Origin of the sequence: Amycolatopsis rubida, assembly GCF_900115345.1 — a bacterium.
Lineage (GTDB): Bacteria > Actinomycetota > Actinomycetes > Mycobacteriales > Pseudonocardiaceae > Amycolatopsis > Amycolatopsis rubida.
In genome coordinates, this window is record NZ_FOWC01000003.1 from 659868 (window position 1) to 673137 (window position 13270).

General features: G+C 70.2%; 14 protein-coding genes. 4 read left to right on the forward strand and 10 right to left on the reverse strand.

Going from position 1 to position 13270, the window contains the following annotated elements:
- Nucleotides 1–8 precede the first annotated feature (8 nt).
- The 4 genes from BM362_RS17415 to BM362_RS17430 form a co-directional block, all read right to left on the reverse strand.
- Nucleotides 9–800 (reverse strand): IclR family transcriptional regulator, encoded by a 792-nt coding sequence (locus BM362_RS17415; RefSeq protein WP_093573802.1) that lies wholly within the window; start codon nt 798–800, stop codon nt 9–11.
- Nucleotides 801–989: 189 nt separating this feature from the next.
- Nucleotides 990–1496 (reverse strand): GNAT family N-acetyltransferase, encoded by a 507-nt coding sequence (locus BM362_RS17420; protein WP_067581726.1) that lies wholly within the window; start codon nt 1494–1496, stop codon nt 990–992.
- Nucleotides 1493–1993, reverse strand: a complete 501-nt coding sequence (locus BM362_RS17425; protein WP_342029803.1) for a DUF5994 family protein — start codon at nt 1991–1993, stop codon at nt 1493–1495. The genes BM362_RS17420 and BM362_RS17425 overlap by 4 nt, the downstream gene beginning before the upstream one ends.
- Nucleotides 1994–2708: 715 nt before the next feature.
- On the reverse strand, nt 2709–3860 hold the full coding sequence (locus tag BM362_RS17430) for a N(5)-(carboxyethyl)ornithine synthase (protein ID WP_067581732.1): 1152 nt from the start codon (nt 3858–3860) through the stop codon (nt 2709–2711).
- 309 nt (nt 3861–4169) lie between these two features.
- On the opposite strand from BM362_RS17430, the gene BM362_RS47490 reads away from it, so the two are divergent.
- Nucleotides 4170–4688, forward strand: a complete 519-nt coding sequence (locus tag BM362_RS47490) for a MarR family winged helix-turn-helix transcriptional regulator (protein ID WP_167545345.1) — start codon at nt 4170–4172, stop codon at nt 4686–4688.
- Here BM362_RS47490 and BM362_RS17440 read toward each other — a convergent pair.
- Together BM362_RS17440 and BM362_RS17445 are read right to left on the reverse strand one after the other, a co-directional pair.
- Entirely contained in the window at nt 4637–5452 is an 816-nt protein-coding gene (locus tag BM362_RS17440; protein WP_093573805.1) for an SDR family oxidoreductase, read from the reverse strand. The two genes, BM362_RS47490 and BM362_RS17440, sit on opposite strands and share 52 nt — an antisense overlap.
- A gap of 777 nt (nt 5453–6229) precedes the next feature.
- The gene (locus tag BM362_RS17445; RefSeq protein ID WP_093573806.1) at nt 6230–6985 is read right to left on the reverse strand and encodes an SDR family NAD(P)-dependent oxidoreductase; all 756 of its coding nucleotides are present in this window, start codon (nt 6983–6985) and stop codon (nt 6230–6232) included.
- 175 nt (nt 6986–7160) lie between these two features.
- Between BM362_RS17445 and BM362_RS17450 the strand changes: the two genes are divergently transcribed.
- Complete coding sequence (locus BM362_RS17450; protein ID WP_067581741.1) at nt 7161–7901, forward strand: SDR family NAD(P)-dependent oxidoreductase; 741 nt, start codon at nt 7161–7163, stop codon at nt 7899–7901.
- A 35-nt stretch (nt 7902–7936) separates the two neighbouring features.
- Here BM362_RS17450 and BM362_RS17455 read toward each other — a convergent pair whose 3' ends face one another.
- The 4 genes from BM362_RS17455 to BM362_RS17470 all read right to left on the reverse strand — a co-directional run bounded on the left by BM362_RS17455 (nt 7937) and on the right by BM362_RS17470 (nt 10803).
- On the reverse strand, nt 7937–8767 hold the full coding sequence (locus tag BM362_RS17455; protein ID WP_093573807.1) for an IclR family transcriptional regulator: 831 nt from the start codon (nt 8765–8767) through the stop codon (nt 7937–7939).
- Nucleotides 8768–8921: 154 nt separating this feature from the next.
- Nucleotides 8922–9185: a ferredoxin gene (locus BM362_RS17460; protein ID WP_198545340.1), complete on the reverse strand. Its 264-nt coding sequence runs from the start codon at nt 9183–9185 to the stop codon at nt 8922–8924.
- The gene (locus tag BM362_RS17465; RefSeq protein ID WP_093573808.1) at nt 9182–10327 is read right to left on the reverse strand and encodes a 3-ketosteroid-9-alpha-monooxygenase, oxygenase component; all 1146 of its coding nucleotides are present in this window, start codon (nt 10325–10327) and stop codon (nt 9182–9184) included. Before BM362_RS17465 ends, BM362_RS17460 begins: the two co-directional genes overlap by 4 nt.
- 89 nt (nt 10328–10416) lie before the next feature.
- On the reverse strand, nt 10417–10803 hold the full coding sequence (locus tag BM362_RS17470; protein WP_067581751.1) for a nuclear transport factor 2 family protein: 387 nt from the start codon (nt 10801–10803) through the stop codon (nt 10417–10419).
- Between the two features lie 150 nt (nt 10804–10953).
- Between BM362_RS17470 and BM362_RS17475 the strand changes: the two genes are divergently transcribed.
- Both BM362_RS17475 and BM362_RS17480 read left to right on the forward strand, forming a co-directional pair.
- Complete coding sequence (locus tag BM362_RS17475) at nt 10954–11994, forward strand: ferredoxin--NADP reductase (protein ID WP_093573809.1); 1041 nt, start codon at nt 10954–10956, stop codon at nt 11992–11994.
- An 88-nt stretch (nt 11995–12082) separates the two neighbouring features.
- Nucleotides 12083–13267 (forward strand): acyl-CoA dehydrogenase family protein, encoded by a 1185-nt coding sequence (locus tag BM362_RS17480; protein ID WP_093573810.1) that lies wholly within the window; start codon nt 12083–12085, stop codon nt 13265–13267.
- The last annotated feature ends 3 nt before the right edge of the window (nt 13268–13270 follow it).

Below are 13270 nucleotides of genomic sequence, written 5' to 3' on the forward strand. Positions count from 1 at the left end.
GCGTACCGTCAGTAGCGAGTGAGCCGGTCCGGCGGCAGGAACGGCGCGATCTCCTTGGCCGCATCGATCGCCAGAGCGCCCAGCTGGGGAATCCGGTCCTCGGGCAGCCGGACGGTCGGCACCTGGATGACCACCGCCGCCCGGGCCAGCCCCCGTTCGTCCAGAACGCCGGCGCCGACGCACCGCACACCGGCGACGTTTTCCTCGTTGTCGATGCTGTACCCGCGATCGCGCGTCTCGGCCAGCTCCGCGGCGAGGTCGTCGCGGGTGGCGAGGGTGTGCGGCGTCAGCGCGGGCAGCTGCTCCGGGAGGCCCGCGAGGTAGGACTCCGCGTCGAGGGAGCTGGCGAGCATCGCCTTGCCGGAAGCCGTGGCGTACAACGGGAAACGCGCGCCGGGATGCTGCTCGAACCGCAGCGGGAGCGTCGACTGCGCGCGCAGCAGCACCACGGACTCGTTGCCCTCGCGGATCGTGATGTTGACCGACTCGCCGGTGTCGGCGTTGATCCGCTGGATGACCGGCAGCGCGAGCTGAAGGCCGTGCACCCGCTGGGCGGCCTGGCCGAGCAGGATCGAGCCGGGGCCGAGGTGGTAGCTGTCGGTGCGGGGGTTGTGCGCGACGAGCCCGTCGGCGCTCAGCGCGCGCACGACGCGGTGCGTCGTGCCCGGCGTGAGGTCCAGTTTGCGGGCGATCGCGGACAGGGTGAGTTCCCCGTCCTCGTCCATGAGCAGCGCCAGGATGCCGAGCGCTCGGCGGATGGCCTGCGTTCCGGCTGGCGGCTGTGCTCCGGTCTGGTTCACCTGGGTTCCGTGGTTCTCGCGCGGTCGGTTCAGGCCAGGTTAACGCGTGCCGCGGCCCGCGCGGCGCGGCGCACCCGGATACGGGGAACCGGGGCGCCTCGGCCAGGCCGCCGCGGGACGAAGAAAGGAGCGGGCGGCGTGGATCAGCCGGCTTGGGACCGACGGTCTCGAACTCGGCCGCGCCCGCGGTCACGGGCGCGCGGGCACAGTTCTCCGCCGAGGGGGTTCCCGCCGCGCCCGGAACGGGATGCCCAGAGCGGCGAACACGCCGAGCATCGCCGAGTCCTCCGCACCGGTGTCGGCGACGAACGTCCGCACGCCCTCGTGCTCGGCGGAGGGGACGAGCTGCGCCAGCAGCAGTGCCGCGACGCCGAGCGCCGGGGTGCGGCGGTCGACGACGAGGGAGATCTCCGCCTCGGCCGGGTCGTCGGCGATCTCGTACCGTGCGACGCCGACCAGCCGGGCGCGCCGGAAACATCCGGCCGCGGCCGGTCCGGCTCCTGGGCGGGCCGAGAGCTGCCCGGCGAGCGGGGCCAGTCCCGCGCCGCCCAGTCCGAAGAACCGGCGGCGGTCGCGGCCGGACAGCCGGGCCCGCAGCGCGTCGAGTTCCGTGATGTCGCCGGAGTCCAGTTCGCGAACCCACACGGACTCGCCGTCGGCGAGGAGCGCTTTCACCGGCGGGGTGGTCGCGGTCATGGCCGGCAGCCGCCGATCGGCATGCCGGTTGCGCCCGCCGTCCTCCTCGGCGCTGGAGCCGCCAGGATGCCGCTGCAGCGGCCGGTGGCGCCGCGGCGGGACGCGAGTGTCAGCGCCGCGCGGTGCCCGGCGGTGTCCGACGCGTCCGGCGGCACGACGAGGAGCGTGCCTCGGTGCGGTTCCGGGCCGGTGCGGGACCAGACCTGCCCGCCGAGGCCGGGCGGACCGTCGAGCCGGACGGGCTGCCCGCCGATCTCGGCCCGCCGTGGCGCGCTGTCCCGGCCGGACACCGGGTGCGCCGCCGTGGTCAGGCAGTCCAGGCGGGCTGTGCGCGCCTCGCCCGGTCCCGGCAGTTCGGCCGGCACCTCGCGGGGCCGCGGCCGCCTGCCGTCGTCGACGTGACCGGCGGATCCGGGTTCCGATCTCGGTGCGGGAGGCGCGCCGGGGCACGGCTGCGCGAGGGAGGTGCTGGTTCTGGGGTGCGGTTTCGGCATCATGCCGCCGTCCCGTCCCGATCGCGGGGACCGATGTGGGGGAGCCGAGGACGGCGCCTGCTCCGCTGCCGGCGCGCGAGATGCTCTCGGTGCCTTTCATGCTACGCCCGCGGCCGTCTTCGCCTGGGCTGGCGGCCGGACGTCCTGGTATTCGGGGACGCCCGGCCTGTCCGCACCAGCGGCGGTGGCCGCGCTGCCGCGGACGCTCCGGCGGGCCGCAGACGCGCCGGAGATCGGTGCGCGACAGCTTGCGGGTGGCCTCTTTCGCGGGGGAGGGAGGAAAGAGGCCACCCCTTCCGCGGGCCGGACGGGCAAGCCCTCCGGCGGGCCGCGGGTTTCGCCGGAATTGTCGCGGTGCGCGGGATCAGGCTGCTGCGCGAAGCAGGGTCTCGACCGCCCACGCCCGAGATGCTTTCGGATACCACCGACACTACACCTCGTCCGAGGGAGCCGTGCGGCGCGAAATCTCGCTGGTGGTGCAGAAGGTACTGAAGGAAAACGGCGCCGGCGGCGTGCCCGAAGCACGACAGAAAATCCGCGCTGGCACACCGGACCGGAATTTTCGGCGACCCTGCCGGACCGGCCGCGATTTCCGGAAGAATCCGGTGCCCTCAGCGGGGGAACGGTCCGGAAGAATCACCGGCCGCCCTCGGGAACCGGCGCCGGAAAGGACCCCGCTCACAGCCTTTTTTCGCGCCCGTCGCCGGACCGGCCGCGGTCAAGCCGTGCGGTGCGGGTAGTCCGCGGAGCGCCGCTGAAAAGCGAGAATCGCCGGGTTCGCGATGACGCCGTCGCGGATTTCGACGGCGCGCCCGACCACGTCCTCGGCGTCCCACGCGGAGGGTCCGCCGAGCACCGGCCGCAGCAGGGGGAGCAGCGCCTCGCTGATTTCCCAGGTGGCCGAACTCCACAGATAGGACGGGCTGTGGTCGACGGCGTAGTAGGTGATCCCGTCGCCGATCGGGAAGACCGGGTCGGCGAAGGTCGTGGGCCGGGCCCAGCTGAAACCCATGCCCTCGTCGCACGAGACGTCCACGATGAGGCTGCCGGGCGCGAAGGCGGCCAGGTCGGCTTCGACGAGGAAGGTCAGGGGTTCGGCGGGGTCCTGCAGCACGCAGTTGACGACGATGTCGTGCTCGGCGAGGAATCCGGCGAGGGGGACTCGTCCGCGGTCGGTGAGTGCGTGGCTGCGGCGGGGGTCGCCGGGGCTGTTCGCGTCGTGCTGGAAGTGGATCATCGTCGCGGAGTGGATGGGCGAGCCGACCGCGGTGACGCCGCGGCCGGTGAGGACGCGCACGTCGTGCACGCCGTGGGCGTTGAGCGCGGTGACCGCGCCGCGCGCGGTCGCCCCGAACCCGATCACCGCTGCCCGGAGGCGGCGTCCGTAGTCGCCGGTCGAACCGGTCAGCTGCAGGGCGTGCAGCACCGAGCAGTACCCGGCCAGCTCGTTGTTCTTGTGGAAGACGTGCAGCCCGAAGGAGCCGTCGCGGGTCCAGTGGTTCATCGCCTCGAACGCGATCAGCGTCAGCCTGCGGTCGACGGCCAGCTGGGTGAGTTCCCGGTCCTGGACGCAGTGCGGCCAGCCCCACAGCACCTGGTGCGGCCGCAGTTCGGCGAGGTCGGCCTGCAGCGGCTTGGCGAGCAGGACGACGTCGCATCCGGCGATGAGTTCTTCCCGGGTGCGCATCCCGGCGACCGCGCCCTTCAGCTGCTCGTCGGGCACGCCGAAGTCCTCGCCGTAGCCGTGTTCGAGATAAATGCGCTCGCGCAGGTCGGCGTCGATCCGCTCGACGTGGCCGGGATGGATGGGCAACCGGCGCTCGTCCGGTTTCCGCGAGCGCGCGACGACGCCGAGAGTCAGCTGATGCAACGGTTTCCTTTGCTGGAGGGCGTTCCGGCGAGCCGCGCGCCCATCGCGGCGACCGGCAACGGAATCCGGAGACGGGGACGTCAGAAGCCCGGCGTGCCGCGATCGTCGCCACGTGGCGCGCGAGAACCAGGCGGAATCCGGAGACGGCGCGGGCTCGATCGCCCGCGCGCGGGACGTTCCCGGACCCCTCGACACTACACGTGTCCGGGTCCCGGCAGGTCACGGTCGCGAGGCGAAACGAACGGGCGCCGTGCCCGGGCCAGTATCATCGGGAATCATACGGTCCGCTCACGATGGGCAGGGAAAACGATGTCAGGTCCGCTGGTGCCGGGCGGGATCGGGGAGCACACCAGCTGTCTCCTGGTCAAGCTCGGCCAGGTCGTGTTCCGGCTCGCCGAGGACCGGCTGCACGCGCTGGGCCTGCGGGTGCGGCACTACAGCGTCCTCCAGGCGCTGGCCGACAACGGCCCGATGTCGCAGCTGTCGCTGGGCGCGTACCTGCGCATCGACCCGGCGACCATGGTCAGCAGCCTGGACGACCTGGAGACCCTCGGGCTCGCCGCCCGCGCCCGCGACCCCGAAGACCGGCGGCGTTACGTCGTCGACCTCAGCGACGCGGGACGGAAGACGCTGCGCAAGGCGAACGAACTGCTGGTCGATCTCGACCAGTATGTGCTCAGCGACCTTCCGCGGCGCTCTCACGATTCCCTGCACAAGCTGCTGGCCAAAATGAACGAAGGCGAGACGCTGCCCGGGGAATTCGACCGGATGCGGGATCAGGCCGGGTCGACGAAAATGTCCAGCGCCAGTTCGCCTTCGCCGCGCTGATAGCCGGACAGGTCTGTGACGCCTTCGGCGGCGAGCACCTCGTCGTCGATGAACAGGTTCCCGGTGCATTCGCGCGACGGCCGGACGAGGATCGCGTACGCGGCATCGGCGATGATCTCCGGGGTGCGCGCTTGGCTTGCGCCGCCGATGATGTTGCGCACCGCCGCGGTGTCGATGAGAGTGCGCGGCCACAGTGAATTCGCGGCGATTCCGTCTGCTTTCAGTTCCTCCGCGAGGCCCACTGTGCACAGGCTCATGCCGTACTTGGAGAGCGTGTAGCCCAGGTGTGCGCCGATCCAGGCGGGGGAGAGGTTCAGCGGCGGCGACAGCGTCAGGATGTGCGGGTTCGCGGCCTTGCGCAGCTGCGGGATCGCCGCCTTGCTGAGCAGGAACGTGCCTCGGGTGTTGATGTCCTGCATGAGGTCGTAGCGCTTCATCGAGAGTTCTTCGGTGCCGGACCGGTCGAGCGCGCTGGCGTTGTTCACGACGATGTCGATGCCGCCGAACTGCGTCGCCGCCGCTTCGGCCGCGGCGAGCACGTCGTCCTCGGACCGCACGTCGCCGACGATCGGCAGCGCCTGGCCGCCGGCGGTTTCGATCTCCTTCGCGGCGGTGTAGACGGTGCCTTCCAGCTTCGGATGCGGTTCGGCGGTTTTCGCCAGCAGGACGACGTTCGCCCCGTCCCGCGCCGCGCGGGTCGCGATGGCCAGGCCGATGCCGCGGCTGCCGCCGGACATCAGGACGGTCTTTCCGGCGAGAGTCATGGCCGGGTCCTTTCGGGTGGGCGAACGTGGTCAGCCTGCGGCCCAGGGGAGGTCATGAGCGCAACATACCATTAGTAGTGCATATGATTTAAGAGGCAAATTGTCACGCTGGACCGCTGCCCGCGATCAGCCCCGGAGCGCGGACGCGAAGATGCCGGGCAGCTTCGTCCGGTCACGCGGGCCGGGCAGGTGATGGCGAACCGCGGCGCGCGGGGCGAGATCGCGAATTGCCCGGTGTACGCCGGGGAGGAACGGGTCCGTGCACGACGGCCCGCTTGCGTGGTCGAGAAGCAGCGCGTTGTGCGCGACGCCGATGCCGCGCCGGACGTCGGTGGCCGGGGAACGCGCCCTACGAGGCGCGGGCGGACGTTGACCGCGGTCGTGCCGTACCGCGGGCGCGTGATCTCTTTGGTGAACCCGCTGCCTAGACGCCGCTTCGTCCGCGGGCGGAGCATGATCTTCCCGGCCGGCCTTTCGATCGCGAAGTCGACGGCGCGGTCGAGGAACTGCTGCGGGTTTCCGGGGAGGTGCGCGACCGCCAGCAGGCAGCAGGGAGTGCGCTTCCGTGCCGCGGCATCCGTTTTTCGCCGCGCCGCGAGGAAAGTGTCCTTACCCGTTGTTGTGCAGCTTCTGCTTGTCCAGCCGGAACGACCGGCGGTCCGCCCGGCCCGGACACGGGACCTTCTCAATTCACACCGGGTGTCCAGCGGCGGGCGGGAGAAAGCGACATCGCTTCGCCCGCGTTGTCCGGCCAGGAGAACCAGGCGCTTGAGCACATCAGGTGCCGTATCCGCCGTCGACGTCGAGCTTCTGCCCGCTGATGAACCCGGCGCGGTCCGAGGCCAGGAAGCACACCGCTTCCGCGATGTCCTGTGCGTCGCCGAAGGTGCGCAACGGGATGGCGCGCCGGGCCGCGTCGAGGGCGCGGTCGTCGAGGTCGCCGCTGGCCGTCAGGTCCGCGGCCATCCCGTCGGTCAGCATTCCGGGCCCGACGCAGTTGACCCGGACGCCGAACCGGCCTTCCTCGGCCGCGAACGCCCGTGCGGTCGCTTCCACCGCGCCCTTGGGCCCGGCGGAAAGGCCGTCGCGGGCGGGGTACCGCTTGGTCGCCGCGGTGGTGACCGCGACGACCGAGCCCTTGCTGGCACGCAGGGCGGGCAGCGCCGGGTGGACGAGATTGAAGAACGCGGCGGCTTCCGCGGTGAGGTGCCTGCCGAAGTCAGCGGGATCCACTGTGGACAGATGCTGTTGCGGGACGAGCGGTCCGGCGGCGTGGACGAGGGTGTGGATCGCTCCGAAGCGCTCGACCACGCGGTCGAGGTACGCCTTGGTCTGCTGGGCGTCGGTGAGGTCCAGGGGATCTGCGGTCGCTTCGAGTTCGGCGGCTAGCCGCTTTGCTGCTTCGTGATCGCTGCGGTAGGCGAAGGCGATCGCGGAGCCGCGTTCGGCGAGGGTCCGGCAGATCGCGGCGCCCAGCCCTCCGGTCCCGCCGGTCACGACCGCGACGCCCGGCTTGCCGTGGAAATCCTTCAAGGGCAGCCTTCTCCCATCGGCACAAAGCAAGCGCTTGGTGCAAGCTTACGGTCCCGCACGGCACTGGTCAAACGGGGAAAGCAGGTGTCCGCTGAGCCGACGCATGCCCTCCGCTCGCCGTTCGCGCGAAGGTACCTTCGCGCGACTGAGCGCTCCGAGCCGAAGGAAGTGGAACGTGACCGAACAACTCGTGGAGCTGCGGGACAAAATCGTGTTCGTCACCGGTGCCGCGCAAGGGCAGGGCGCCGAGCACGCGAGGACCACCGCGCGGTTGGGCGCGCGCGTCGTCCTGGCGGACCTGGACGAAAGCGCCGTCGCCGCGGTCGCGGACGAGATCGACGGCGAGACGCTCGCCGTCGGACTGGACGTGCGCAGCAAGGAAAACTGGACCGCCGCCATGGAACGCGCCCGCGCCGGGTTCGGCCGGGTCGACGTGCTCGTCAACAACGCCGGTTTCTACCGCAAGGCGCCCCTGGAGAGCTTCGAGGAAGACCACCTCACACACACCTTGGGCGTCAATCTGATCGGCCCGGTCCTCGGGATGCAGGCCGTGCTGCCGTTGATGCGCGAACGCGGCGGTTCGATCGTCAACGTCGCTTCGACCGCGGCGCTGACCGGCTTCGCGGGCGGGCTGGGGTACGGCGCGTCGAAATGGGGGCTGCGCGGGGCGAGCAAATCCGCGGCGAAGGAGCTCGGCGAGTTCGGCATCCGGGTCAACTGCGTCTGCCCGGGCGCGATCGACACGCAGATGATCTCCGAGACGACCCGCGCGGGCGGCGGTGCGGTGGCGGGGCAGCCGATCCGCCGCCCCGGCAAGACCGGCGAGGTGGCGGCACTGGTGGCGTTCCTCGCCAGTGACGCGAGCAGTTACTGCACCGGGCAGGATTTCGTGATCGACGGTGGCCAGACCGCGTGACGCACCGCTGGCCGGCCCTCCGCGGCGAGGGCCGGTCAGCCGGAAGCGGGCCGTCCGTCGGCGAGCTGGAGTTCGGCCTCCGAAGAGGGCAGGTCCGGCACCGCCCGCGGCCGCAGCGTGGGCACCCCGTTGGCGACCCGCCACACCGTAGCCGCGGCATTGCGCACCTCGGCGGTCGTGGCGACCAGATCGAGCGCCCGCGTCGGCCCGCACACCGACAGCGCGAAGTGCCCGTCGTCGTCCATGGTGGTGATCGGCGCGGCCACCACGGTCACGCCGTGATGAGTGCCCTGCGCGTCCACCGCCACGCCGCCGCGGTCGCGGACCCGGGCGAGGTCGCGCATGAGCTGGCTGCGCGACTGGATGGAGTACTGGGTCGGCGCGTAGTCGAAATGCAGCTCTGGCCAGCGGTCGGGGGAGAGGGTGGCGAGCAGCGCGCGGCCCGGCGCGGTGAGCGTGACCGGCTGACGGGCGCCCGCGCTCCATTGCCCGGAGGCGGACGGCCACGAGCCGATCCGTTCGAGGTGCATGATCTCGGCGCCGACCAGCATGCTCAGGTACACCGTCAACCCGCTGCGGCGGTGCAGTCCGGCCATCACCGCGACGGCGGCGCGGGGGACGGTGCGCCGCCGGGTGAACTGCGAGCCGAGTTCGAACATGCGCACCCCCAGCGTGTAGGTGAATTCCTTGCGCTCCACCCAGCCGAGTTCGACCAGCCGCTGCAGGATCCGGTGCGCCGAGGACCGCGGCACGTGGGAGCGGCGGGCGAGTTCGGCCAGGGTCAGCGGCCGTTCGCCCACGAAGGACTCCAGCAGCGACGCGACGCGGTCGATCATCGCCGCGGGGGCCTCCTCGATGTGCGCCATTGCAACACCACCTCCAGACTGCGTATGTCAGATTGAGACTACCTGTCAGAATCTGACACATTGGAGTGTAGGCACACCGGTGCTCGGCTGTAAACCGCCTGCGGACAGCGAGGTGCGCCGTGCCCGGGGAACCGGGCACGGCGCATCCGTGCGGTCATACGGTCTGGACTATCCGCAGCCCTCCGGCGGCGACTTCGGCTTCGAGGGACTCCTTGAGCCGCGAACATCCCGCCAGCGCGGGACCCGGCATCGGCGCCGCGCCGAGTTCCGCGCAGGCTTCGACGGCGTCGGCGTTCCACTGCAAGCTCGTCTGGTGCACCGTGCTCTTGCGCACCAGCAGACGCGCCGCGCAGTGCTGGCACCGCAACGGCTGCATCGGCACGTCGTCGAGCCGGTTGTCGGTCCTGGATTCGCTCACGGCGCGGTCTCCGTCGGCTTCGCCTGGCGGGCGATGTTGGCGGCCACCTCGTCGTGCCACGCCCGCGTCGGCCGGGTGAGATCCAGTTCGTACTCGAACCGGTCGACCATTTCCGGGCGGACGTCGGCGACGTCGACGTAGAACTGCTCGTACCAGCGGCGCAGCTGGTACACCGGCCCGTCCTCCTCGCACAGCAGCGGATTGTCGATCCGGGCCTTGTTCTTCCAGATCTCGACGTCCTGCTCGAAGCCGGCCTTGATGTAGTCGCCGAGCGCGATCGCCGAGCGCATCGCCGCGTCCTCGGGCAGCGTGGCCGATTTCTTGACGATGATCCCGTACTGCAGCACGAACGAATCCGCCGTGATCGGGTAGTGGCAGTTGAGCAGAACCGTGTGGTGATCGCCGAATTCGTAGTGGTAGGTCAGGTCGTCGATCATGAACGACGGGCCGTAGTACGACGCGACGGAGGTGCTGCCGAGCATTTTCGGCTGCCCCTCCGGCGCGGGATAGTCGTCGCGGGAGTCGCCGTTCATGTACTGGGTCGCGACGTGGCCTTCGAAGACGTTCTTGAAGTAGGTCGGCAGCGATCCGTGCACGTAAAAGAAATGCGCCATGTCCACGACGTTGTCGATGATCTCGCGGCAGTTGGTGTCGACGACGGTGGTGTACCAGTGCCAGTCGGTCCACTCGTCGCTTTCCGCGCCCTCGATGCGGGGGATGGCCACCTCGCCGGTCGGCTTCCCGCCTTCCGGGTCGTGCCAGACGAACAGCAAACCGTCCTGCTGCGAGGTCGTCCACGCCCGCGTGCGCGCGAGCATCGGGACGCGTTTGCTGTACGGGATCCGCTTGCACCGGCCGTCGCCGCCCCAGCGCCAGTCGTGGAACGGGCAGGCGATCTCGTCGCCCTTCACCTCGCCCTGGGACAGGTCGCCGCCGAGGTGGCGGCAGTAGGAATCGAGGATATTGATCTTTCCGTTCGCCCCGCGGAACACCACGAGTTTCGTGCCGAAGGCGTGCACGGTATGCGGTTTGCCGTCGGCGAAATCGCGGACGAGGCCGAGGCAATGCCAGCCGCGGGCGAAGCGGGCGGGTGCCGAATCCGCTTCGATCAGGCGGATTTCGTCCGGTTGCAGAGAAGTCATCGCGCTCTCCTGGAAAGGGTAGGCGGGCAGCTGTCAGTCCGGTGCGTTCCGGTTCTAACAAGCGCCGGGGCGGTGAATCCGGGCGCAGTTCACTGACTGGAACGTCGCTGGTGCACGACGTCGGCCGGGCTCCAGATCGCGCGCATGCTCGTGATCCGGCCGCGCTCGTCGAACGTCATGACGTCGATCGGCTCGATCGAGCTGACGAACTCGCCGGTCGTGGTGATCACGCGCAGGTGGAAGGCGGCAGTGTCGCCGGAGGCCCGGACGGTCAGCAGTTCGGCGGTGAGGGCGAGGCCTTCGAGTTCGCTGTAGAACGCGGCGATGGCTGCCCGGCCCTTGCGGACGGCGCTGCCCGCGGGGTCCTCGACGGTGGCGTCTTCGGCGTAAAGAGCGGCGATCTGCGTCGAGTCGCCTGCTTCGAGCCTGCGCGCGTACTCCGCGACGGTGTGGGCGATCTTGTCGGTAGTCAGCATGCGAGGGATGCAAGCACAGCGAAGAGCGGGAAAAAGCCCGAGCAACCGCTTGGTGGGAAGGTCGTCTCCCAGTCAGCGAAACGACCGCGCTCCGCCGGCCGGGCGCGGCCGTACGGTTCCGCGATCAGGCGACGACGACCAGGAGGGTGGATGTCCACCGAAACGAGCACCGGCGGCGAGGCCGCGCCGGATTCGCGCGGGAAACGGGTCCGGGTGACCGCCGTCGTGGAGGAGACCGCCGACGCGCGCTCGTTCGTCGTGGAGCCGGTCGAGGGACCCGCCTTCGGCTACCGGGCCGGGCAGTTCCTGACCGTGCGGGTCCCGGACGCCGGAACGGGTTCCGCCCGCTGCTATTCGCTGTCGAGTTCGCCGCACTGCGATCAGGCGATGAAGTTCACCGTCAAGCGCGTGCGGGGCGGGCACGGGTCCAGCTGGCTGTGCGACACCGTGACCGCGGGCGCCGAGCTGGACGTGCTCCCGCCTGCCGGAACCTTCACGCCCGCGTCGCTGGACCAGTCCGCGGTACTGGTCGCGGGAGGCAGCGGGATCACGCCGGTGATCGCCATCGCGAAGTCGATCCTGTTCGGCGGCAGCGGGAACGTCGTGCTGCTCTACGCGAACCGCGACGAGGCGTCGGTGATCTTCGCCGCCGAACTGGCCGCGCTCGAAAGCAAGTTTCCCGATCGCTTCACGGTGCTCCACCTGCTGGAATCGCTCCAGGGCTATCCCCGCCGGAACCTGCTGACCGTGGTGCTGCGTCCGTTCGCCGACCGCGACGTCTACCTCTGCGGGCCGGAGCCGTTGATGGATCTGGCGGCGGAGGTCTGCGCGAGCGTCGGAATAACCGGGGTGCACTCGGAACGATTCCTTTCCCTGCGGCAAGATCCTTTTGCGCCAGCGGAATCCGGGACCGGCGAGGTCGCGTGCACCGTGCGGGTCTCGCTCGAAGGCGAGGACCACGTCGTCCCGTGGAAAGCCGGGGAGAAACTCCTCGACGCGCTGCTGGCCGCGGGCGTCGACGCACCGTACTCGTGCCGCGAAGGTGCCTGCAGCGCGTGCGTGTGCGCGGTGACCGAAGGAAAAGTGCACCTGGCGCGCAACGAGATTCTCGCCGAGGACGACCTCGCCGAGGGGTACGTCCTGGCGTGCCAGGCGGAACCGGTCAGCGCCGAGATCGCGATCGAGTACTGAAACCGCTGTTCCACTCATCAGGAGACCGGGGCCGATCCGGCTTCCCGGTTGGCAAGCTCGACCCATCGCCCGCACACGAGGAGCCTTCATGCCGAATCCAGCAATCGACAACATCGAGGCGATCGCCGAGGAACTCCGCGCCGGCGCCGAGGAAGGCGAGTCGCTCGGCCGGTTGCCGGACGACATGGCGAAGCGGCTCAAGCAGGCGGGCATCATTCGCTTGCTGCAGCGCAAGAAGTACAACGGCTACGAAGCGCACCCGCGCGAGTTCGCCGAGACGGTGATGAAGACCGCGAGCATCTACGGGTCGGCGGGCTGGGTGGGCGGCATCGTCGGCGTGCACCCGTGGCAGCTCGCCTTCGCCGATCCTCAGGTGCAGGAAGAGATCCTGGGGGAGGACACCGACACCTGGCAGGCGTCGCCGTACATGCCCGCTGGCGTCGCTGTTCCGGCCGACGGCGGCTTCGTGCTGAACGGCCGCTGGCAGTTCTCGTCGGGGACCGACCACTGCGACTGGATCTTCCTCGGTGCGCTGCTCGGCGGCCAGGACGGTCAGCCGCTGATGCCGCCGCACAGCATGCACGTGATCCTGCCGCGTTCGGATTACGAGATCATCGGCGGTTCCTGGGACGTCGTCGGCCTGCGCGGGACCGGCAGCAAGGACGTCGTGGTCAAGGACGCGTTCGTCCCGGCTTACCGGGTGATGGACGCGGACAAGGTCATCGACGGTTCGGCGGCGAGGGAGTACGGCGTCACCGAGACGCTGTACAAAATGCCGTGGTCGACGATCTTCCCGCTCGGCATCACCTCGGCGACCATCGGCATCTGCGAGGGCGTGCTGGCCGCCGGGATCGGCTACCAGCGCAACCGCGTCGGCGCGACCGGCACGCTCGTCAAGGACGACCCGTACGTGCTGCACGCGCTCAGCGATTCGGCCTCGGAGATCGACGCCGCCCGCCAGCAGCTGCTGTCCAATGTGGACCGGGTGTGGGACAAGGTCGACCGCGGCGAGGAGATCGACTTCGCCACGCGTGCCCGGATCCGCCGGGATCAAGCCCGCGCGGCGTGGCGAGCGGTGCGCGCCGCCGACGAGATCTTCGACCGCGCCGGAGGGAACGCGTTGCGGATGGACAACCCGTTGCAGCGCTTCTGGCGCGACGCGCACGCCGGTCTGCACCACGCCATCCACGTCACCAGCACCACTTACCACGCCGCCGCGCTGGCGTCGTTGAACGTCGAAGTCCCGCAGGGCCCGCTGCGCGTGATGATCTGAGAA